Here is a 20,489-nt window from a genome sequence, read left to right as displayed (position 1 = left end):
CAACCCACTGCCCCGTATTCAATCGCGCGTTTCAAGCACCTTGTTGATGCGCAGCGCAATCAACGTGCACGCCACGCCAGACAGCAGGTACACGCTGACTGCCACCAGCCCGAATCGCGCCGACAGCCCCAGCGCCACCACCGGTGCGAACGCCGCGCCGACCAGCCACGCCATATCAGAGGTCAAGGCTGCACCGGTATAACGGAACCGCCGCGTGAAGTTGGCAGTGACCGTACCAGACGCCTGCCCGTAAGACAGACCCAGCAGCGCAAAGCCGATCAGGATGAATGCATCCTGCGCCTTCGGCCCGCCGCCCAGCAGCCAGGGCGACACCACCGCAAACACACCGATCAGCATGGCAAGCAAACCCAGCGTGGTGCGCCGCCCGATGCGATCAGCCAGCCACCCGGAAGCGATCGTACCCAGGATGCCGATCACCGCGCCGATGATCTGAACGATCAGCACATCCGAAATCTGTTGCGTGCCGCTGACAGCGATCCACGACAGCGGAAAAACCGTGACGAGGTGAAACAGCGCATAGCTGGCCAGCGCGGCGAAGGCGCCGATGAAGAGGTTGTAGCCTTGCTGGCTGATGATCTCGCGGATGCCGATGGGCTCGAGTTCACCTTCTTCGAGCAGCTGCGTGTATTCCTCGGTCACCACGAGCCGGAGCCGCGCAAACAGCGCCACCACGTTGATGGCGAACGCCACGAAGAACGGATAGCGCCAGCCCCATTCAATGAAGTCCGCCTCCGTCAGCGTGATGTGCAGATAGAGAAACAGCGCACTGGCCACCAGAAATCCAACAGGCGCGCCCAGCTGACCCATCATCGAATACCAGCCGCGCCGGTTGGGCGGCGCGTTCAGCGCCAGTAGCGACGGCAGGCCGTCCCACGAGCCGCCAAACGCCAGCCCCTGCAGGCATCGGAACACGGCAAGCAAGGTGATGGCATGCACGCCGATCGATTCATAGCTGGGCAAAAACGCCATGCCGACGGTCGCGGTGCCCAGCACGAACAAGGCGACGGTCAGCTTGGTTGCGCGGCCCCATCGGCGCTGGATCGCCATCGACAGCGCGGTGCCGATGGGACGCATGATGAAGGCGAAGGAGAAGATGATGAAGGCTGACAGCGTGCCTTCCAGCTGGCCTTCGAAGGGAAAGAACACCTTCGGAAAAACCAGCACGCACGCGATGCCGAAGACGAAGAAATCGAAGTATTCAGAGGCGCGTCCAACGACCACCCCCACGGCGATTTCACCGGGCGCCACCTTGGCGTGGCTGGTGCCGCCGCTGATCGCCCCGGGTCCGGAACCGGGAGAGGGATGACCAGGATACTGCGTGGTGGTCGACATGGGTTCGCTCGCAAAAGAAGGTTCTGAATACGCCTTGTCTACGATCTTGCAACACACCAGCACCACGGTACGCGCATCATGCCGGAAGCCGCAAGCGTTTTGGCCCATGACTGCCCCGCACGCGTTCCCGTGCATACTTTTGCTCTTTTTACCCTAGATTTTTCGCGGCTTCCAGCGTAGTGTTTCGTTTACTTCGCACGGTTACGTTTCGGGGTATGACCATGTCGTCCTTCGCAAGGCTCCGCGGATTGATCCTGTTTGCCGCCCTGCCGCTGCTCGCCGGGTGCAATGCGGTCCTGCTGTCGCCATCGGGCGACGTGGCCGTGCAACAACGCAACTTGATCATCATCTCCACCGGCTTGATGCTCATCATCATCGTGCCGGTCATCATCCTCACGCTGCTGTTCGCATGGCGCTATCGCGCCAGCAACAAGGAAGCCGCCTACGACCCCGACTGGAACCACTCCACGATGCTGGAGCTTTTGATCTGGGCGGCCCCGCTGCTCATCATCATCGCGCTTGGCGCGCTCACGTGGGTCAGCACGCACCAGCTTGATCCCTACCGGCCGCTGGCGCGCCTGTCCGAAGGCCGCGAAGTGCCGCCCAACACCAAGCCGCTGGTCGTCGAAGTGGTCGCGCTGGACTGGAAGTGGCTGTTCCTCTATCCCGAGCAAGGCGTGGCCGCCGTCAACGAAATGGCCGCGCCGGTGGACCGCCCCATCCAGTTCAAGATCACGTCGTCGTCGGTCATGAACTCGTTCTTCGTGCCCGCGCTGGCCGGTCAGATCTACGCCATGCCCGGCATGCAGACCACGCTTCACGCCGTCATCAACCACCCCGGCGAATACGAAGGCCTGTCCGCCAACTACAGCGGCTCGGGCTTTTCCGGCATGCGCTTCCGCTTTCATGGCCTGGACCAGAAGGGTTTTGACGAGTGGGTTGCACAGGCCCAGAAATCGCAGGCCACGCTGGACCGCGCCGCTTACCTGAAGCTTGAACAACCCAGCGAGCGCAACCCGGTGCAGCTTTACGCCACCGTTGCGCCCGGCCTTTTCGACGCCATCGTGAACCGCTGCGTCGAACCCAACCGCATGTGCATGCGTGATGCGATGGCCATCGACGAGCAGGGCGGCGCCGGCATACCGGGCGCGCACAACCTCACCACCCTGGACCCGCAAGTGCGCGAGAAGCTGGGCCTTACGGAAACGCCGCCGCGCAAGTATGTCGGCGCCATGTGCACGGCCTCTGAAGGACTGGTGCTCTAGCGCGGCAGGTTTTTCGGCACGCGACGTGCTCCATGTAAACGCGGTTTTTTTGCTGGAATCGAGATGCCTGATCAACCTGACCTCACCAAGCTGATCTTCGGCCGGCTTACCTGGGACGCCATTCCTTTTCACGACCCCATCCTGCTAGGCACCTTCTTCGTGGTGGCGGCTGGCGGCATCGTGCTGCTGGGGTCCGTCACGTACTACAAGAAGTGGGGCTATCTGTGGCGCGAGTGGTTCACCAGCATCGACCACAAGAAGATCGGGATCATGTACGTGATCCTGGGCATCGTCATGCTGCTGCGCGGCTTTGCCGACGCCATCATGATGCGTTCGCAGCAAGCCGTGGCCTTCGGCGACTCCACCGGCTTTCTGCCCCCGCACCACTACGATCAGATCTTCACGGCGCACGGCGTCATCATGATCTTCTTCGTGGCCATGCCGCTGGTCACGGGGCTGATGAATTTCATCGTGCCGCTGCAGATCGGCGCGCGCGACGTGGCGTTTCCGTTCCTGAACAACTTCAGCTTCTGGATGACCGCGGGCGGCGTGATCCTGGTGATGATGTCGCTGTTCGTGGGGGAATTCGCCCGCACCGGCTGGCTGGCGTATCCACCCTTATCGGGCATCCTGCACAGTCCGGACGTGGGCGTCGATTACTACATATGGGCCTTGCAGATAGCGGGCGTGGGGACACTGCTATCGGGAGTGAACCTGCTGGTCACCATCGTGAAGATGCGCGCGCCCGGCATGAAGATGATGCGCATGCCCATCTTCACGTGGACCGCGCTGTGCACCAACGTCCTGATCGTGGCGGCCTTCCCGGTGCTGACGGCGGTGCTGGCGCTGCTGTCCATGGACCGCTACGTAGGCACCAACTTCTTCACGGCGGACTTCGGCGGCAACGCCATGATGTACGTGAACCTGATCTGGATCTGGGGCCACCCGGAGGTCTACATCCTGATCCTGCCGGCCTTCGGCATCTTTTCCGAAGTGGTGTCCACCTACTGCCGCAAGCGCCTGTTCGGTTATGCGTCCATGGTGTACGCCACGGTCGTGATTACCGTGCTGTCGTACCTGGTGTGGCTGCACCACTTCTTCACCATGGGGTCCGGGGCCAGCGTGAACTCGTTCTTCGGGATCACGACAATGATCATTTCGATCCCGACAGGCGCCAAGATCTTCAACTGGCTGTTCACGATGTATCGCGGGCGCATCCGCTTTGAAGTCCCGATGCTCTGGACGCTGGGGTTCATGGTCACGTTCGTGATCGGCGGCATGACAGGCGTGCTGCTGGCCGTGCCGCCCGCCGACTTCGCGCTGCACAACAGCCTGTTCCTGATCGCGCACTTTCACAACGTGATCATCGGCGGCGTGCTGTTCGGGCTGATGGCCGGCATCACGTACTGGTTCCCGAAGGCGTTCGGCTACAAGCTCGATCCGTTCTGGGGCAAGTGCTCGTTCTGGTTCTGGCTGGTGGGCTTCTACGTGGCCTTCATGCCGCTGTACGTGCTGGGCCTGATGGGCGTGACGCGCCGCGTGAACCACTTTGAAGACATGTCGCTGCAGATCTGGTTCCAGATCGCGGCCTTCGGCGCGCTGCTGATCGCATGCGGCATCGCCAGCTTCATCATCCAGCTCGTGGTCAGCTACCGCCGCCGCGACCAGTTGCGCGACACCACGGGCGACCCGTGGGATGGCCGCACGCTCGAATGGTCTACGTCGTCGCCGCCGCCCGTGTACAACTTTGCGTTCACGCCGCGCGTGCACGACCTGGACGCCTGGTGGCAGATGAAGCAGCACGGCTACCAGCGACCGCAACAGGGTTTCATTCCGATCCACATGCCGAAGAACACCTGGGCGGGCATCGTCCTGGCGGGGATCAGCGTGGTGCTGGGTTTTGCGCTGATCTGGCACATGTGGCCGCTGGTGGTGCTGTCGTTTGCGGCGCTGATCCTCGTGTCGATCATCCATACCTTCAACTACAAGCGCGACTACTACGTGCCGGCCGCTGAGGTCGTCGCCACGGAAGACGCCCGCACAAGGCTGCTAGCGCAACATGTCTGATACCCTCGCCCACCCCATGCCCGGCGGCGCCGCGCCGTCTTCCCAGGAACCCGTCTTTTACGTTCCTGGCGAACACCACCCCAAGAACGGCACGCTGCTTGGGTTCTGGGTCTACCTGATGAGCGACTGCCTCATCTTTGCGTGCCTGTTCGCGGTCTACGGCGTGCTGGGCCGAAGCTTCGCGGCCGGCCCATCCGGCGCGGACCTGTTCGACCTGCCGCTGGTGGCGGTGAACACGTCGCTGCTGCTGCTGTCGTCCATCACCTACGGGTTCGCGATGCTGGAGATGCGGCGCAACCGCATCGGCGCCACGCAGTTGTGGCTTGCCGTCACCGGCATCCTGGGCCTGGGCTTTCTGTCGCTGGAAATCTACGAGTTCTGGCACCTGATCCACCAGGGCGCGGGTCCCCAGCGCAGCGCCTTCCTGTCGGCGTTCTTCACGCTGGTCGGCACGCACGGGCTGCACGTCACGTTCGGCATCGTGTGGCTGGTGACGTTGATGCTGCAGGTGCGCATGCACGGCCTGATCCCTGAAAACCGCCGCCGCCTGATGTGCCTGTCGATGTTCTGGCACTTCCTGGACCTGATCTGGGTGGGCGTGTTCACGTTCGTGTATCTGATGGGAGTGCTGCCATGACGTCGCACATGGATAACCTGGCCGACACCGGCCACGGCGGCCACGGTGGCCATAGCGGCCACGATCATCACGATGGCCACCATGACGATGACGACGGCGCCGGCCACGGCACCTTCAAGAGCTACATGACCGGCTTCGTGCTGGCCGCCATCCTGACGGCGATTCCGTTCTGGCTGGTTATGGACCGCGTCATCGACAGCTCGCGGGTCACCGGCCTGGTGATCCTGGCCTTTGCCGTCGTGCAGATCGTGGTCCACATCATCTATTTCCTGCACCTGGACACCAAGTCCGAAAGCGGGTGGAACATGTTGGCGTTAATATTCACGCTCGTGCTGGTCGTCATCACGCTCAGCGGATCCATCTGGATCATGTACCACTTGAACTCCAACATGATGCCCATGTCCCCGCATGACATGCGCAAGATGCCCTGATGGCTGTAGTCAAAGACATTTCTTCACGCGACACCTCCCGTAATCCGCGCAGCAAGGCAACCCTGGTCATCCTGGGGTTGCTGGCTGTTGCCATCTTCGCCGGGCTTTGCGCCCTGGGAACCTGGCAGGTACACCGGCTGGCCTGGAAGCGCGCGCTGATCGCGCAGGTGGATCAGCGGGCCCACGCGCCCGCCACGCCCGCCCCCGGCAAGAACGAATGGGCGCAGTTGACGCAGGACAACGCCGAATACCGCCACGTCACCGCCTCCGGCACCTACCACTTCGACAAGCAGACGCTGGTGCAGGCCGCCACGGAACTGGGCAGCGGCTATTGGGTCATGACGCCGCTGCAGCTGGCGGACGGCGGCATCGTGCTGGTGAACCGGGGCTTCGTGCTGCCGGCATGGCGCAAGGACGCAGCCAACAGCGCCCAGCCGCCGGCGCCGGGCCAGGTCACGGGCCTGCTGCGCATGGGCGAACCGGCCAGCGGCTTTCTGCGCAACAACGATCCGGCCGCCAACCTCTGGTATTCGCGCGATCTGCCCGGCATCGCGGCGGCGCGCGGACTTGCCGACGTGGCGCCCTACTTCATCGACGCCGACGCCGCGTCCAGCCCCGGCAAGGATGCCGCCCGCGAACCGGTGGGTGGACTTACGATGATCAACTTCCCCAACAACCATCTGACGTACGCCATCACCTGGTATGCGCTGGCGCTGATGGTGATCGTGGGCGTGGTGATCTTCGTGCGCGAGGAAAAGCGCGCACGCCGGCCGGACTGATTCGCCGCCACGTATGAGAAACGGCGCCCGCAAGGGCGCCGTTGTCGTCTGATCTGCCGGCAAATACTGGCGAATGCCGGCGGGATCAGCAGGCCGGCCAGCGGATGCTGCCCGCTTCGGGGCAGGTCCACGATCCCTGCAGCCGCGTCCGGATCTCGGCCAGGCTTTGTTCGACCAGCAGTTCGCCGTCGCGGAACACAGGCACCAGCGCGCCACCCGCCGCCTGCTCGGGGGTCTGCTGGTCGTGCAGCACATAGCCGTCCGGCGTCTTGTCCACACGCAGCAAACCCTTGGCGGACTTCTTCACGCCGGAATCGGTGACCGGGTCCTTCACGAGTTCCTGCGGTTCGCCATTAACCTCGGCATACGTGGCCTTCAGCGCCCAGCCGAAGGTGTCGCGAGTCAGGTACTGATAGGTGTACGACCCGATGCCCAGCACGACGTTGCCCGACGCAAAGCCCTTGCGTTCCAGGCGCACCAGGATGTCGCGCGCCCGGGTCAGCGTGATGGAGTCGCCGTAGATCAGGCCCACGTGCGGATCCAGCAGCTTGTAGCCGCGATCGGTCTGAACGCCGCCGAACGTGTCCCACAGGCATTGCACGGCGCCCTTCACCTCCGGCGCGCGCAGCGTCTGCTGCGCGCTCGCGTCTTCGCCCAGGAGCCAGTACGTGCCCGTGGCCGCATCCCGCACGGCCTCAAAGCCGGCGGCCTGCGCCGCTTGCAGGGCGGCGCGGTCCTGCACGTCCGGCACGTCGGTGCAGAAATAGCCGGTCAGGATCTTCACGGGGTCGCCGGAGTCCGGACGGAACACCACCTTCGCGTTGCCCAGCGCATCCGGCTGGCGGCTCATGATCTCGGACTTGAGCGCCGCGGCGAAGTCCGTCACCACCTGCCAGAAGTCCCAGGTGTCAGACACCACCGACACGATGCCGGCCGGATACACCTGCTTGACCAGGCGGCGGATGGTCTCGATCTCGCCTTCCTTGCTGCCCAGGCACATCACGGAGTGCTCCGTCGCCGGCACCGAGCCGCCGATCAGTTCGCGGTCCGAATCCGCGTTGTAGAGGTCTTCCAGGTAGTCGATGGCCGGGATCGTGTCCGTGCCGGTAAAGGACAGCAGGTGACCCGCGCCGCACTTGCGCGCGTCGTACAGGCCGGCCATGCCGCGCATCGAGAAGTCGTGGCCCTGCCAGTCCACGAACGCCATCGGGCTGCCGGTCAATTGCGCAAAGTACGTCAGCAGCTTGCGGTATTCGAAGGCGATGGTGGCAACCGTGGACGGCTTCCAGGACTCGCAGCTGAACAGGGTTTCGATGTAGGTCACCAGCCAGGCGAATTCCGGCTGGGTGTTGATGAAGGTGACCGGCGGCACGCGGATGTCGACGCGCGCGCCTTCCGGCACCGAGCGGATCTCCAGCGGCAGATAACCCAGGTCGTGCAGCGCCTGCAGGTGATCGACCGTGACCGCGCCCTTGCCCAGCGCGTTGTCCACACGGCGCTGGTACTGGCGCACGGCGGTGCTGGCGGGCTTGCCGAAGAACTCGCGGTTGAACAGGCCGATCAGGATTTCCTTGATGAATCCTTGCAGGCCGAACCAGACGATCTTCTCGTCGAACAATTCGGGCAGCACCGGCGCCAGGCGGGCCGAGCGCGGCGTGAAGTTGGCCAGGATCTTGTTCGTTCCCTTGGGGTACTGGAACGGGTGGCCGGTCTTGTAGAAGTCCGCCTGCAGGAAGGGATTCAGGCCATTCTTGAGCTGGGGGGCCAGGGTGTCGGGGGCATTCATGGCAGGTTCCTTCTTGGTTGATCTGTGTTCTTGGTTGATCTGCATGCTTAGTTGACCAGCACCGCACCGGCGGCGGTCGCGGCGCCCTCTTCCGTGCGGGTCCAGTCGTAGGCGGTGAAAATCCCGGCGTATCGCGCCTTCAGTTCGCTCAAGCCCTTGCTGAAGATGCCGTGCGTCACATACAGATAGAGCGGCTGGCGGGTCTTGTCGGCCAGGGCGGCGGCCAGTTCCAGAAACGTGCGTCCGCCGTCGCAGATGTCGTCGACCACCAGCACCGGCTGGGCGGGGATATCGTCGGGCACGCGGGTTTCCGTGATGCGGCCGGTCTGCGGGTCGCGGACCTTTTCCGCGTAGCGCACGTCCGCCACGCCCAGCGTTTTGGCCAGCGACTGCACCCGTTTGCGGGCGCCGGCGTCCGGGGCCATCAGTGTGACGCCCTGGGCAAAGGCCGGGGCGGCCAGCGCTTTCTTCAGGAAGGCGGCGGCGTCGATCACCCGCACCCGCTGCAACAGCGCTGGCGTGACGTCGCTATGCGGTTCCACGATGGTGACCGTGGCGTACTGCTGGTCATTGATGAGCTTGCAGAACACGGCGGCGCCCAGCGCCTCGCCGGGATTGCAGACGCGGTCCTGGCGCGCATACGGCACGTAGGGCATGTCCAGGTGCACGGGCGCGGCCGGGTTCAGGCGGCGCAGCGCGTCAGTCAGCAGCAGCAACTGCATGACGTCGTCGGCCGACTTCAGCAAGGCGTGGATGCGGAATTCGCGGGCGGCGTCGGCATGTTCACGCAAGCCGGCGGGAATGGTGACCTGCATTTCGCCGCCGGGAAACCGGAACGCGGCTGGCGTATCGGTCTTGCGCTGTCCTTCGATTACCGCAGTGATGGTGAACATGATGGCCCCTTAGTGGCATTTCAAAACTAAGCGAGGCCAGTATATGCCTACTTATTGTTGTTTTGCAACTATCTTTGCGTTGCAAAAGGCTCGTCCCGTCGAATCAGCCGACGCTACGGTCGAAAAAGGTGAAATCCTTCAACCGGTAAAGACGCGCCGGACGCTGCGCGCCCCCGACAACTTCGTCGGTTGCCTCCAGCGCCCCCCACGCTTCCATCTTCCTGCGGAAGTTCGACTTCTCGAGCCGGGTCTGCAGGATCGCCTCGTAGGTGTGCTGCAGTTGGGTCAGCGTGAAGCGCTCGGGCAGCAGAAAAAACGGCAGCGTGGAGTACGTGGATTTGCTGCGAAGGCGGTCCACGGCGGCAGTGATGATGTCCGCATGGTCGAACGCCAGCGGCGGCAAGGCGTCCACACTGACAAAACGGAATTCCGCGCGGGTGGCGGCTTCCAGTTCGGCGGCGGGCACCAGCGCCACATAGGCGACCGACATCGACCATCCCCGGGGATCCCGATCCCGACCGGAAAACACCTGCAATTGCTCCAGGTAGCGCGGCTCGAAGCCGGTCTTGTCGCGCAATACACGCCGGATGCTGTCTTCGGTGGACGTGTCTTCGTTGGCGTGCACCACGCCACCCGGCAGCGCCATGGCGCTCTGAAGCGGCTCGCGGTCGCGCTGATGCAACGCGACTTCCAGGCCGGATTCGCGCAGGGTAAGAAGGACAGCGTCGACGGTGACGAGCGGTTGGGGAAAGTTCAAGGAGCGGGTTCCGTGATTGAGGTTTTGGGCAAGATGCCACTATGACGCCGCAAGGTCAATTCGCTCGGCTTCGTCCCAGAAAAAGCACCCGAACGTCCCACTAGAAAGTGTTCGAATTTTGGCAAGAATTGACGGTGGATAACGACAATTAACGCATTGTTCTACACTATGCGCCGAGGAACACCGTCGGGTCGATGCTTGGCGTCGTGTTCCTTTTGCTTTTTCTTCAACTGCAACTCAGGAGTTTTCCGGATGAAAAAGACGCTGCTCGCCGCGGCAATGCTGGCCTCTTTCGCAGGCGTTGCCCAGGCAGAACCGTCAGTCACCCTCTACGGTGTCATCGACACCGGCCTCGGCTACAACAAGATCAAGGGCGATGGCTACAGTGGTTCCAAAGTCGGCATGATCAACGGCATCCAGGCCGGCTCCCGCTGGGGCCTGCGCGGATCCGAAGATCTGGGCGACGGCCTGCGCGCCGTCTTCAAGCTGGAAAGCGGCTTTGATTCGGCCAACGGCCAGCGCGGCCAATCCGGCCGCCTGTTCGGCCGCCAAGCCACCATCGGTCTGGCCAACGACGCCTGGGGCTCGCTGGAATTCGGCCGTCAGGCCACGGTCGGTTCGAACTACCTGGCCGACATCGACCCCTTCTACACCAGCTACACCCAATCCAACCTGGGCCTGGGTTTCAGCGCGGCCAACACCATGCGCTGGGACAACATGGTCATGTACCGCACCCCGTCGGTGAACGGCTTTGAATTCGCCGTGGGCTACTCGTTCAGCGTGGACGACACCACCTCGGACCAGACCGGCTTCCAGACCGCCGACAACACGCGCGGCATCACCACCGGCCTGCGCTATGTGCAGGGTCCCCTGAACGTGACGCTGACGTACGACCAGCTGAACGGCGCCAACCGCAGCACCGTCGACAACGGCGCCACGCCGCGCCAATACGCCGTCGGCGCTTCGTACGACCTGGAAGTGGTCAAGCTGGCTGCCGCTTACGGCCGCACCACCGACGGCTGGTTCGTCGGCCAGGACCTGCCGTCGGGCACGCCGTTCAGCGATGAGTTCGGCACCAACCGCTTCGTGGACGGCTTCAAGGCCAATTCCTACATGCTGGGCGCGACGTTCCCGGTGGGCGCCTCGGGCAGCCTGTTCACCTCGTGGCAGCACGTGGCTCCGTCCAACGACAAGCTGACGGGCGGCGATGCCAACATGAACGTGTACAGCGTGGGCTACACCTACGACCTGTCCAAGCGCACCAACCTGTACGCCTACGGTTCGTACGGCACGGACTACGCGTTCATCGACGGTCTGAAGAGCACCGCCGCCGGCGTGGGCATCCGCCACCAGTTCTAAGCGTGTGCCGGGCCGGCCGCCCCGCGGCGCCGGCCCATCTTGCCGCCCGGGTCGCTACCGCGCCCGGGCGCGCTCCAGCATCTGCACGATTTCCGTCTGGCCGCGCTGACGCGCGTGCTGCAATGGCGTGAGCCCGTCCCTGTCGGGCAGATTCACGTCCGCTCCCCCCTCTATCAGCAGCGCCACGATAGCCTGATGGCGCGGTCCGCCGTCGCTCAGGATGATGGCCTCGAGCAGCCCCGTCCAGCCCAGCCGGTTGACGTGGTTGGGATCCACGCCCGCCTGCAGCAGCCGCTTCACGACCTCGACGTGACCGCGCTCGCACGCCGGAATCAGGGCCGTGCCGCCATAGCGGTTGGTGCTTTTCAGGTCGGCGCCATGCGACAGCGTCAGCTCCAATATCTCTCGATAGCCCTGCGCGCCCGCCAGCAGGTATGCGCTGTCCTGCATGCCGTTCTGGGCGTTCACGTTTGCGCCGGCGTCGATCAGCGCCGCCGCGGCCTGCGCGTGGTTGCCTTGCGTGGCGCGCAGCAGCGGCGTATTGCCCTGCCCGTCCCGCGCCTCGAGCGGCGCGCCCTCTGCCAGCAATTGGCGCACGCGCGCCGCATCGCCCTTGCCGGATGCCTCCAGCAGTTGGGCGCCGCGCGCGCTATCGGCGCGGTCTTCCGCGGCGGCGCCAAAGCCGATCGCGCTCAGCGTCAGTACGACGCAGACGCGCCAGAATGTGATGTAAGCCATTGCCGGCAGCCTCCTTGGTATGTGTCTGCTTGACGCCCGGTCCGGTGCCGGACGCGCTGCCATTATCTCCTTGCCCCCGGCCGTGCGCGCGGCCTATGCTCGGTCAGTTTCTCGGTGACGTGCAATGCGCAGGAAACACGCGTCCGGCATGATCGGCCTCCCTTACTGATCGCAGCCCCCAAGAACTGCCATGCCCTCCCGTACCGAATCCGCGCTTTCTCCCCTTTTCCGTCCGTCGCGCCTGATGCGCGCCCTGGCCGTGGCTTTGTTGCCGCTGGCCCTGGCTGCCTGCAATGGCGGCGGCGATGATGACGATGACGACGTCCAGCCGCCCGTCGCTGAAACCCCGGCGCCGCAGCCCACCCCGCAGCCGCAACCGGAACCGGAACCCGAACCCCAAACGCCTCCGCGCAACACGGCCTATCTGCAGAAGAAGGCGGGCGACGTCATCCAGGTCCGCATCGAGGAACTGCATCCGACCCAGGCCGCGATCGGCTACGACCAGATCTATTACAAGCTCGGCCGCTGGCAAGGCGACTTCGACCGCGCCACCTGGGCGGCCGACCCAGTTCTGCAACTGGATTACCTGAACCGCACCGTCGGCAAGAAGTTCGACGACTATTGCGAGGACGTGGGCGGCGCCGAGCGCGCGCAGAAGTTCCAGAGCATCGCCGAGGCGCGCGCCGCGCGCCTGGACCAGCCCGAAACGTTCACCTGCCTGGACGCGCCGGGCACGAATACGGCCAACCTGAAGACGGTGATCGTGGGTTGGGACGGCAACCTGTACCTGACCGACGGCCACCACACGTTCTCGTCCCTGCGCGAGATATCTGATGGCGGCCCGAAGCTCCCCGTGTGGGTGAAGGTCGACGCCAACTACAGCGACCTCCCGACCGCGGCGGCCTTCTGGCAGCGTCTGGTCGACGAGCGCCGGGCATGGTTGCGTGACGGCCAGAACCAGCCGATCACCGTCGACCAGCTGCCCACGCGCGTCGGCCTCGCCAATGCGCAGGAGCCCGGCGGTATGCAGGAAGACCGCTACCGCTCCCTGGTGTATTTCACGCGCGACATCGCCTACAGCAACGGCAACCTGCCTGAATTCGCGGAATTCCTGTGGGGCGACTGGCTGCGCCGCCAGGCCGCGGCCGGGCAGCTGCAGGGCCTGGACCAATACAAGATGCAGGCGCCGGCAACGCCCGCGGAAATCCTGGCGGTCAGTACGCTGAACAAGGACATCCTGCCCACCGGGGCCAATGACAGCTACGCCGCCGCCGTGCGCGATGCGTCGGTGAAGATCAGCGCATTGGCTGACACGGCTATCGTGTTCGAAGACCGCGACGCCGCCAGCCTGGGCCGCATCGTCCTGGAAGCCAATGCCGCCAGCGGCTCGGCCACCAAGACGGCGCGCGACACGCTGGAAGAATTGCCGCGCAACGACGTCAAGACGTCCGACGGCACGCCGCGCGGCGCGGGCAAGCTGTGGTTCGCGGTGAACTACCGCACCTGCGGCAAGCCTGCGGCCGGCACCTGCTGGGGCTGGTAAGGTGAAAAAGGCCCGCACAAGCGGGCCTTTTCACATCGGGCGGTCAACGCGTCAGAGCACTTCCTGCGTGTTCTCGGCCTTCGCCAATTGCTGCATCGCCAGGGCGACCTTCTTGGCGACTTCCAGGCGTTCGGCGGCCGACATGGCGTCGTATTCTTCCTTGGAAATGCCCAGGCTCGCCAGCGCCGCGTAGAACATCTTGTCCTCGATCGACATCCCGGCGTAGTCCAGGAATTCCTTTTCGGCCTGCGACGCCGCGGCCTGCGAGGCGCCGGACACGCCTTGGCCCATGGCAGAACGATTGCGCTCGGTGGCATCGGCAAACGCCGCGCGGAAGCTTTCGCCGGCGTTGGCGTTGGCATTTTTGGCGGCCGGCGCGGACTGGCCGGCGGCGGCATTGATACCCAGGAAATTCACGCTGCTCATGGATGCTCCGGAGGGATTGGCGGTCAGGGTGCCAACATACTCCCCGACCGCGCTGCCGGAAAACCGGGTCAGCCGCCCGAACCGCCCGTTTCTCTACGGATTGCGGTCCGACCATTTTTAGCGCCCTTCGAGTATCTTGTGCCTCTCGCAAATCTTCCAGAGACCCTTCTCATGAGCATTGACACCCCTTCGAGCCAGCCCGCTGCCGCCACGCCCGCCGCAGACGCCTTCCTGCAGTTCCTGGTCAACCTCGTCAACAACGGCAGCCAGATCGAAAGCATTGGCGTGACGTTGCAGATGGGCGGCATGCTGGTCTCCGGCTCGATCGTCTCGGGCGCCGAGTACTTCGACACCTTCGCGGCCAGCTTCTCGGGCTCGCTGGAATCGCTGGACCCCGACACGCGCCAGACCGTGCACGCCTCGCTGGCCGAACTGGGCGACGTGTTCCGCCTGCCCCAGCCCGTCGATCCGCTGCCCAACTACATTCACCTGGCGGACGCCCTGTTCTTCACCGCCGACGGCACGCCCATCGCCGGCCAGCCGACGCTGTGGCGCGGCCGCACGAGCGCCGTCGACGGGTTCATCCTGGGCCGTTTGCAGTCCGACGCCTCGGCCTGATCCGCATGACGCAACCCGTTACTGCGCCGATCGAGGGACAGGACATCGACCGCAAGGCAATGCAGGCCCTCATCGAGACGGCGGCAGGCAAGGCGCTGTCGTTCGTGGACTGCGACTTCCAGGACGCAGATTTTTCGCGCCTGGAACTGCGCGGCTTCCAGTTCAGCGGCTGCGCGATTGCGGGCGCCTCGTTCCAGGGCGCGGATCTGACTGATAGCCAATGGCTACGCTGCCGCGGCGGGTCGGCCAACTTTGCGTCGGCGGACGCCAGCGAGGCCCACTTCCAGAACTGCGACCTGAACAACGCCAATTGGCGCCGCGCGCGGCTGGCCAGCGCCAAATTCCGGTCGTGCAAGCTGACCGGATCGGATTTCGATGGCATTGCGTGCCTGGGCTGGTCGCTCGAGGAATGCCTGCTGGTCGGCGCGCTGCTGCGCGGCGTGTCGTTTCGCAAGTGCAATCTGCTGCAGCTGGATTTCTCGGACGCGGACCTGTCGGGAAGCGACTTCCGCGAGACGGTGTTTCACGGCGGCAGCCTGCGCAATGCCACGTTGAAAAACGTCCACTTCGAAGGCGCGGACCTGCGGGAAGCAGACCTTGGCGGATTGGACTTGACGGCGGCCGCCCGGCTGGCCGGCGCGACGATTTCCAAGACGCAGGCGGCGGCGTTGCTGGCCGAGTTGCGCATCAGCGTGGTTTGACACGGTTCTGACGCGGCCCGTCTTTGCGGACTTGCAGGCCGGCGATGCCGCCAGCGCCTGCATTGCCGCGCATTGGTTCAGCCCGGACGCCGGAAGTACGCGCGCGCCGCCTCGATCTGCCCATGGCAGACGCAACCGCTCATGTGCTCGTTCACCATGCCCACGGCCTGCATGAAGGCATGCATGGTCGTCGGGCCCACGAACGTCCAGCCGCGCCGCTTCAGCGCGCGAGAGAGTTCGATCGACGCCTTGGACGTGGGATTGCTGTCCCAATAATGCCGATCCACCGCCACCGGTCGGTCCTGCGGCGGCGGTTCATGCGACCAGAGCCAGCCGGCCAGCGAGCCGGTCTCGTCGGCCAGTTCGCGCGCGCGCTGCGCGTTGTTGATGGCCGACGCGATCTTGGCGCGGTTGCGCACAATGTCGGCGTTGCCCATCAGGCGCTCCACGTCGCGCTCGGTATAACGTGCCACCCGTTCCATGTCGAAATCGTCAAAGGCCTCGCGAAACGCCTCGCGCTTGCGCAGGATCGTGATCCACGCCATGCCGGCCTGAAAACCTTCCAGACAGATCTTCTCGAACAGGCGCCGGTCGTCCACGACGGGCCGGCCCCATTCATGATCGTGATAGTCCGGCATGGACGGCTGCCAGAAGCAACGCGGCTTGCCATGCTCGTCAATGATCAGGCCGGTGTCGGGGATGCCGGCGGCCGGGTCGGCGATGTCCGGGTTGCTGGTGTTCGGAGTGCTGACGTCCGGAGTGCCGACTTCCGGGCTGGCATGATGTCCGGCATTCTGCGCGGCAGCACTCATGGCTTGCGCGGCACCGGGCAGCTCGTGTCGCCTTCCTCGCACGCCAGATACGCGCGCAATTCCTTGGTCCGGACCTTCGTGAGCTTATCCAGGCACATGCTCAACACCATCGGATAGGCGCTGCCGCCCGTCACGCCTGTCGACGAAAACGCGCATTCGGCATCGCGAAAGAACAGCCACGCTTTCTGCGCCGCCTGCAGTTGCGTCAAGGCGTCCTTGCTGTCCTTCAGGCGCTCCGTCGCTTCCTTGTACGCAGCGTTCAACTCGGCGTCGGACTGGCGATACGCCTGATCCGCGCACAGGTTCATGTCGGTCTGGGTGGACGCCTGGTCACACTTGAGCACTTGGGCCTGCGCCCCCGCTGCAAGCAGGAGCGCGGCGGCGGCAAACACGATACGCATGGGAATTCCTCCTTTTGGGGTGGGATTGGGGTGGTCAACGCATGGGGGAAAGTGTCGCATGGATGCCGGCGAGGCGCAGCGCGGCTATCCGTCGCCTAAGATAGCCCCCATGAAGATCCAACTGCTTTCCGACTTGCATCTTGAAACCGATCCCACCTTTGTGGCACAACCGTTGCCGGGCGCCGACCTGCTCGTGCTGGCCGGCGACATCGGATCGTACCGCCAGGGCTCACGGCTGGAACGGGACGACTTCGGCCTGGGCGACTATTCGCCGCGCCACGGCTGGCCCACGCCCGTCCTCTACGTGCCGGGCAACCACGAATACGACAACGTGGATTTCGACGAGACGCACGCGCGCCTGCAAGACCTGTGCCGCGCGCTGGACATCCAGTGGCTGGAACGCGAGACCACCGTCATCGGCGGCGTGCGCTTTGTCGGCACGACCCTGTGGACGGACTTCGACGCGCTCGCGGCGCCGGACGACACGCTGGGTGAAGCGCTGAAGAAGCGAGCGAAGGCCTTCCGCGCGGCGGACTTCTATCTGGAAAAGGCCGAGATGCGCCGCCATGGCGCGCCCTTCATGGCTGAACAGATGCGCGAGCAGGGGCTGGCCTGTCAGGCGTGGCTGGACGCCGCCCTGCGTGTGCCCTTCGACGGCACGACGGTGGCCGTCACACACTTTGCACCGACATTGGCCAGTGCTGATCCCCGTTACGGCGTCACGCCGGGCACGGCGGGGTTTTGCAACGCGCTGGATGGATTGCTGCCGCTGGCCGACGTGTGGATTCACGGGCATCTGCACTGCGCGCAGGATTACGTGAAGGACGGCTGCCGGGTGATTGCGAATCCGCTGGGGTATGCGAAGAAGGGGGAACAGGCGGATTTTGCGCCGGAGAAGTTGTGGGAGGTTCCGGTGCGTCGGCAGACATGAATGCGGGACCTGCTGTGATGGCGGTGGACGGATCCCTGGATTGCGGGATCGAAATCGATTCCGTCGCGCTCCGATTTGGCGAACAGCAGTCGGCCTCCTACCGCCCGTGATCGGCAACCCCGCATGGCTCACTTGGCGACGTGAAGCGCGAGAAATACTGATGCCTTGTGTGCGAGCTAAACCGCGCTTGTGCACTGATGCACACATCCACCCGACTGAACTTGCCCGTAATCTCTACGCTTCGGCGATTGACGAATGGCGTGCTGACCTCAATCCACGACGCCGGCGACGCAAACATCGTGGTCGAAAATCTGACTGACTCCCCGGGATGAATGGTTTCCCTTGTGAGGCGATGATTATCGTTGAAGTAAACCAACACGGGCGCTGCAGCGTCTTGCGCATAGTGGAGTACCACCGTAGGCGTCAGCGAACCCCAAATTACCAGACTTCCACACAACCCTCCTAGCAAAGCCAGCAGGATGCAAATTGACCTTCCGAGAATCCGCATATTTGCCCTAGCTAGCGTTCGCAGACGTGCAATTCTTTCGAACTTCCCCTGCTGTTTCCCCAAGGCAACGGTACAGCTTCGACTGTTCCAAGCAGGATGTCCGGGGTCAGTGCATGAGGTCTGACGTTTGCGTACAGGTCACACCCCAACTGAATTGAAATATGGTCCGGCCTATCGTCTGCGCTAGCAGGCCATCCGCCGTTTTCCGGATGATTCTGCATGGTCGGCATTCGCCGTTTTGCCAAGGCGCCCAAAGTGTCATGCAATGCCTGAGCGATCCCTGCTCCGTTGATCAGTTCATCTGGGGTGAATCCGACCGCCACACCGACATAGCCATAATGAATGTTGGACCAGATGTCGTAGAAATAGTCATACGCGCCCAATTTATGCCAGCCTGAATTCCAAACGTCTTTCAGCATCTTTTGCAGCACCGGCTTGTGATCCCACGGCTGCCCAGGTCCGACAATATCGGCCCAAAGTGCATATGCGCGAAGTTTCTCCTCGGCCAGCGCCTCCAAGTAAGTAGGGCGCGTCGATAGCTTTGCGTACCAGGGCGAGTCGCGCCAATGCTTTTGATACGCCGCAAGGTCGAAATAATTCGAGTCATGGATTTGGCGCCCCCGGATTGAGAAGGGATTGGTCTTCATCTCTCGAACGATGTACTCGGCAGGGATCAATGCCGTGTCTGCGTGTTCACAACCAATCTGCCGCACTTTATTGGACAGCAACCGATCTGCGCCTTCTCCGCCCTCCCAAATGCCCTTTGAAAAGGCGCCCGCATTGCCGGACGCTCGAGCGGTGCCACCCTCATCCGGAATCACCAATGCAATATTTTGACTGGCGATCAACGTAGCGCCGCAGGCCGTCCTCATTCCCTCAATGGCTACGTATCCGTCGTCGATAGCGAAGCTGCCAACCCCCTCAACGATGGGATAGATTCCCTTGCATTTTGGGCAGTCCACCTTGTGACCAAGCCCTGCTGCCGCCCTGCCGTCGATGTCGTAGGACGAAAACCCCTCCAACACCGTTCCGCCATGGGTTGTCTTGTCACCAACACGAATGATCGGGCGCGCTGTCATCATTGCTCCAGGCAATTACTGATGCGCGAAAGTCTGAGCGTCGCAGAAGCCGACTTGAATCAGATAAACGCGAAAATTGCCTGATTCACTTTTCTCCCGTGATGCGACGCGCGACTTGAAGCCCCCCTGCTTCAAACATGCGTGCCAATGACTGCATTACAGAACTCGCCATCGGAAATGAAAAAAAGCCCACCGCTTTCGCAAGTGAGCTTTTCGGAAGCCGACCTCCAAGGAGATCAACCGCTTTCCATCAGGGCATGAACGGCTTCCCGTCCCGCCCCGCACGCCTCAAGGCGCCGGATTCGGGTGCCGCACGTGAATCTGGTTGATCGCGTCCAGCACCTCAGCCGACAACGTCACATCAACACTGTCGATGTTTTCCTTCAACTGCTCCAGCGACGTTGCGCCGATCAGATTGCTGGTGACAAACGGGCGTTGATTCACCCAAGCCAGCGCCAGATGCGTCGGCGAGATGCCATGCTTGCGCGCCAGTTCCACATATTCGCGCGTGGCGGCTTCGGCCTGGGGGTTGCTGTAGCGGGTGAAGCGCGTGTACACCGTCAGGCGGGCGCCGGCCGGCTTGGCGCCGTCCAGGTACTTGCCGCACAGCATGCCCATCGCCAGCGGCGAATACGCCAGCAGGCCTACGCCTTCGTGGTGCGTGAATTCCGACAGGCCGATCTCGTACACGCGGTTCAGCAGGCTGTACGCGTTCTGGATCGACGCGATGCGCGGCCGGTCGGCGTTCTGCGCGTGGCGCAGGAATTGGCTGACGCCCCACGGGGTTTCGTTGGATACGCCCACGTGGCGCACCTTGCCGGCGCGCACGAAGTCCTGCAGCACCGACAGGGTTTCTTCGATCGGCACGGTGTGCTCGTCTTCAACCCAGGGGTAGTTGAGCTGGCCGAACGTCGCGGTGGTGCGATCGGGCCAATGCAGCTGATACAGGTCCAGATAATCCGTCTGCAGGCGCTTCAGGCTGGCGTCCAGGGCCGCGGTCAGATTCTTGCGGTCCAGGAAGGTCTTGCCGTCGCGGATGTGGCCGGGGCGCTTGGCATCGCGCACGGGGCCGGCCACCTTGCTGGCCAGCACGATGTCCTGGCGGCGGCCGGTCTTGGCCAGCCACGTGCCGATGTAGGTTTCGGTCAGCCCCTGGGTTTCGGGCTTGGGCGGCACGGGATACATCTCGGCCACGTCGACCAGGTTGACGCCGCGCTCCAGCGCGTAGTCCAGTTGCTGATGCGCGTCGGCTTCGGTGTTCTGCTCGCCCCAGGTCATGGTGCCCAGCCCGATCAGGCTGACATCCAGGTCGGTACGGCCGAGTTTGCGGTATTTCAAGTTCTGCTCCGTGCGGGTCTTGGGGTTAAGAAGCGACACCTTACTCCAAGATGTTGGCGTTTCGCTG

General features: G+C 63.7%; 20 protein-coding genes. 10 read left to right on the top strand and 10 right to left on the bottom strand.

What is annotated here, in order from left to right:
• Positions 1–18 precede the first annotated feature (18 nt).
• Complete coding sequence (locus tag HV681_RS09075; RefSeq protein ID WP_175122748.1) at positions 19–1,353, bottom strand: MFS transporter; 1,335 nt, start codon at positions 1,351–1,353, stop codon at positions 19–21.
• A gap of 221 nt (positions 1,354–1,574) precedes the next feature.
• Here HV681_RS09075 and cyoA point away from each other — a divergent pair, with 221 nt between their 5' ends.
• The 5 genes from cyoA to HV681_RS09050 all read left to right on the top strand — a co-directional run bounded on the left by cyoA (position 1,575) and on the right by HV681_RS09050 (position 6,532).
• Positions 1,575–2,618, top strand: a complete 1,044-nt coding sequence (gene cyoA, locus HV681_RS09070; protein WP_175122747.1) for a ubiquinol oxidase subunit II — start codon at positions 1,575–1,577, stop codon at positions 2,616–2,618.
• Positions 2,619–2,681: 63 nt separating this feature from the next.
• The gene (cyoB, locus tag HV681_RS09065) at positions 2,682–4,685 is read left to right on the top strand and encodes a cytochrome o ubiquinol oxidase subunit I (protein ID WP_105240365.1); all 2,004 of its coding nucleotides are present in this window, start codon (positions 2,682–2,684) and stop codon (positions 4,683–4,685) included.
• Entirely contained in the window at positions 4,678–5,322 is a 645-nt protein-coding gene (gene cyoC, locus HV681_RS09060; RefSeq protein ID WP_105240366.1) for a cytochrome o ubiquinol oxidase subunit III, read from the top strand. Before cyoB ends, cyoC begins: the two co-directional genes overlap by 8 nt.
• Before the next feature lie 8 nt (positions 5,323–5,330).
• A complete protein-coding gene (cyoD, locus tag HV681_RS09055; protein WP_370647789.1) occupies positions 5,331–5,753 on the top strand; it encodes a cytochrome o ubiquinol oxidase subunit IV in 423 nt (140 codons plus the stop codon).
• Positions 5,753–6,532, top strand: a complete 780-nt coding sequence (locus HV681_RS09050) for an SURF1 family protein (protein ID WP_175122746.1) — start codon at positions 5,753–5,755, stop codon at positions 6,530–6,532. Before cyoD ends, HV681_RS09050 begins: the two co-directional genes overlap by 1 nt.
• Positions 6,533–6,617: 85 nt before the next feature.
• Here HV681_RS09050 and HV681_RS09045 read toward each other — a convergent pair whose 3' ends face one another.
• From HV681_RS09045 to HV681_RS09035, 3 genes are all read right to left on the bottom strand, one after another.
• A complete protein-coding gene (locus tag HV681_RS09045; RefSeq protein ID WP_175122745.1) occupies positions 6,618–8,318 on the bottom strand; it encodes a nicotinate phosphoribosyltransferase in 1,701 nt (566 codons plus the stop codon).
• A gap of 47 nt (positions 8,319–8,365) precedes the next feature.
• Complete coding sequence (gene prs, locus HV681_RS09040; RefSeq protein ID WP_175122744.1) at positions 8,366–9,211, bottom strand: ribose-phosphate diphosphokinase; 846 nt, start codon at positions 9,209–9,211, stop codon at positions 8,366–8,368.
• A 103-nt stretch (positions 9,212–9,314) separates the two neighbouring features.
• Positions 9,315–9,968, bottom strand: a complete 654-nt coding sequence (locus HV681_RS09035; RefSeq protein WP_175122743.1) for an NUDIX hydrolase — start codon at positions 9,966–9,968, stop codon at positions 9,315–9,317.
• Positions 9,969–10,220: 252 nt separating this feature from the next.
• Here HV681_RS09035 and HV681_RS09030 point away from each other — a divergent pair, with 252 nt between their 5' ends.
• Positions 10,221–11,327, top strand: a complete 1,107-nt coding sequence (locus HV681_RS09030; protein ID WP_175122742.1) for a porin — start codon at positions 10,221–10,223, stop codon at positions 11,325–11,327.
• A 54-nt stretch (positions 11,328–11,381) separates the two neighbouring features.
• On the opposite strand, the gene HV681_RS09025 is transcribed toward HV681_RS09030, so the two are convergent.
• On the bottom strand, positions 11,382–12,065 hold the full coding sequence (locus HV681_RS09025) for an ankyrin repeat domain-containing protein (RefSeq protein WP_175122741.1): 684 nt from the start codon (positions 12,063–12,065) through the stop codon (positions 11,382–11,384).
• Positions 12,066–12,255: 190 nt separating this feature from the next.
• Here HV681_RS09025 and HV681_RS09020 point away from each other — a divergent pair, with 190 nt between their 5' ends.
• Positions 12,256–13,608, top strand: a complete 1,353-nt coding sequence (locus HV681_RS09020) for a ParB/Srx family N-terminal domain-containing protein (protein ID WP_175122740.1) — start codon at positions 12,256–12,258, stop codon at positions 13,606–13,608.
• Positions 13,609–13,659: 51 nt separating this feature from the next.
• Here the strand turns inward: HV681_RS09020 and HV681_RS09015 are convergent, their stop codons facing one another.
• Positions 13,660–14,034 (bottom strand): hypothetical protein, encoded by a 375-nt coding sequence (locus tag HV681_RS09015; protein WP_175122739.1) that lies wholly within the window; start codon positions 14,032–14,034, stop codon positions 13,660–13,662.
• Positions 14,035–14,205: 171 nt separating this feature from the next.
• Here HV681_RS09015 and gvpU point away from each other — a divergent pair, with 171 nt between their 5' ends.
• Both gvpU and HV681_RS09005 read left to right on the top strand, forming a co-directional pair.
• Positions 14,206–14,652, top strand: a complete 447-nt coding sequence (gvpU, locus tag HV681_RS09010) for a gas vesicle accessory protein GvpU (protein ID WP_175122738.1) — start codon at positions 14,206–14,208, stop codon at positions 14,650–14,652.
• 5 nt (positions 14,653–14,657) lie between these two features.
• Positions 14,658–15,353, top strand: a complete 696-nt coding sequence (locus tag HV681_RS09005) for a pentapeptide repeat-containing protein (RefSeq protein ID WP_175122737.1) — start codon at positions 14,658–14,660, stop codon at positions 15,351–15,353.
• A 77-nt stretch (positions 15,354–15,430) separates the two neighbouring features.
• Here the strand turns inward: HV681_RS09005 and HV681_RS09000 are convergent, their stop codons facing one another.
• On the bottom strand, positions 15,431–15,991 hold the full coding sequence (locus tag HV681_RS09000) for a DNA-3-methyladenine glycosylase I (RefSeq protein WP_254594940.1): 561 nt from the start codon (positions 15,989–15,991) through the stop codon (positions 15,431–15,433).
• A 170-nt stretch (positions 15,992–16,161) separates the two neighbouring features.
• A complete protein-coding gene (locus HV681_RS08995; RefSeq protein ID WP_175122735.1) occupies positions 16,162–16,566 on the bottom strand; it encodes a lysozyme inhibitor LprI family protein in 405 nt (134 codons plus the stop codon).
• 109 nt (positions 16,567–16,675) lie between these two features.
• Here HV681_RS08995 and HV681_RS08990 point away from each other — a divergent pair, with 109 nt between their 5' ends.
• On the top strand, positions 16,676–17,497 hold the full coding sequence (locus HV681_RS08990) for a metallophosphoesterase (RefSeq protein ID WP_175122734.1): 822 nt from the start codon (positions 16,676–16,678) through the stop codon (positions 17,495–17,497).
• Positions 17,498–18,016: 519 nt separating this feature from the next.
• Here HV681_RS08990 and HV681_RS08985 read toward each other — a convergent pair.
• Positions 18,017–19,087 (bottom strand): polymorphic toxin type 44 domain-containing protein, encoded by a 1,071-nt coding sequence (locus tag HV681_RS08985; protein WP_175122733.1) that lies wholly within the window; start codon positions 19,085–19,087, stop codon positions 18,017–18,019.
• A gap of 285 nt (positions 19,088–19,372) precedes the next feature.
• Positions 19,373–20,422, bottom strand: a complete 1,050-nt coding sequence (locus tag HV681_RS08980) for an NADP(H)-dependent aldo-keto reductase (RefSeq protein ID WP_175122732.1) — start codon at positions 20,420–20,422, stop codon at positions 19,373–19,375.
• Between the last annotated feature and the right edge of the window lie 67 nt (positions 20,423–20,489).

This window comes from Achromobacter animicus (assembly GCF_902859585.1).
In the GTDB taxonomy this organism is placed as follows: domain Bacteria; phylum Pseudomonadota; class Gammaproteobacteria; order Burkholderiales; family Burkholderiaceae_B; genus Achromobacter; species Achromobacter animicus.
The sequence above is the reverse complement of the archived record's forward strand: the minus strand, read 5'-3'. Positions and strand labels throughout refer to the sequence as shown.

Bases quoted from the DNA above. Each gene is read 5' to 3' on its own strand.
- HV681_RS09045 (WP_175122745.1), bottom strand. From the start codon at position 8,318: ATGAATGCCCCCGACACCCTGGCCCCCCAGCTCAAGAATGGCCTGAAT.
- HV681_RS09005 (WP_175122737.1), top strand. From the start codon at position 14,658: ATGACGCAACCCGTTACTGCGCCGATCGAGGGACAGGACATCGACCGC.
- cyoD (WP_370647789.1), top strand. From the start codon at position 5,331: ATGGATAACCTGGCCGACACCGGCCACGGCGGCCACGGTGGCCATAGC.
- HV681_RS08995 (WP_175122735.1), bottom strand. From the start codon at position 16,566: ATGCGTATCGTGTTTGCCGCCGCCGCGCTCCTGCTTGCAGCGGGGGCG.
- cyoB (WP_105240365.1), top strand. From the start codon at position 2,682: ATGCCTGATCAACCTGACCTCACCAAGCTGATCTTCGGCCGGCTTACC.
- HV681_RS09075 (WP_175122748.1), bottom strand. From the start codon at position 1,353: ATGTCGACCACCACGCAGTATCCTGGTCATCCCTCTCCCGGTTCCGGA.
- HV681_RS09000 (WP_254594940.1), bottom strand. From the start codon at position 15,991: ATGCCGGACTATCACGATCATGAATGGGGCCGGCCCGTCGTGGACGAC.
- HV681_RS08990 (WP_175122734.1), top strand. From the start codon at position 16,676: ATGAAGATCCAACTGCTTTCCGACTTGCATCTTGAAACCGATCCCACC.
- HV681_RS09015 (WP_175122739.1), bottom strand. From the start codon at position 14,034: ATGAGCAGCGTGAATTTCCTGGGTATCAATGCCGCCGCCGGCCAGTCC.
- gvpU (WP_175122738.1), top strand. From the start codon at position 14,206: ATGAGCATTGACACCCCTTCGAGCCAGCCCGCTGCCGCCACGCCCGCC.
- HV681_RS09050 (WP_175122746.1), top strand. From the start codon at position 5,753: ATGGCTGTAGTCAAAGACATTTCTTCACGCGACACCTCCCGTAATCCG.
- cyoC (WP_105240366.1), top strand. From the start codon at position 4,678: ATGTCTGATACCCTCGCCCACCCCATGCCCGGCGGCGCCGCGCCGTCT.
- prs (WP_175122744.1), bottom strand. From the start codon at position 9,211: ATGTTCACCATCACTGCGGTAATCGAAGGACAGCGCAAGACCGATACG.
- HV681_RS09025 (WP_175122741.1), bottom strand. From the start codon at position 12,065: ATGGCTTACATCACATTCTGGCGCGTCTGCGTCGTACTGACGCTGAGC.
- cyoA (WP_175122747.1), top strand. From the start codon at position 1,575: ATGTCGTCCTTCGCAAGGCTCCGCGGATTGATCCTGTTTGCCGCCCTG.
- HV681_RS09020 (WP_175122740.1), top strand. From the start codon at position 12,256: ATGCCCTCCCGTACCGAATCCGCGCTTTCTCCCCTTTTCCGTCCGTCG.
- HV681_RS08985 (WP_175122733.1), bottom strand. From the start codon at position 19,087: ATGATGACAGCGCGCCCGATCATTCGTGTTGGTGACAAGACAACCCAT.
- HV681_RS09030 (WP_175122742.1), top strand. From the start codon at position 10,221: ATGAAAAAGACGCTGCTCGCCGCGGCAATGCTGGCCTCTTTCGCAGGC.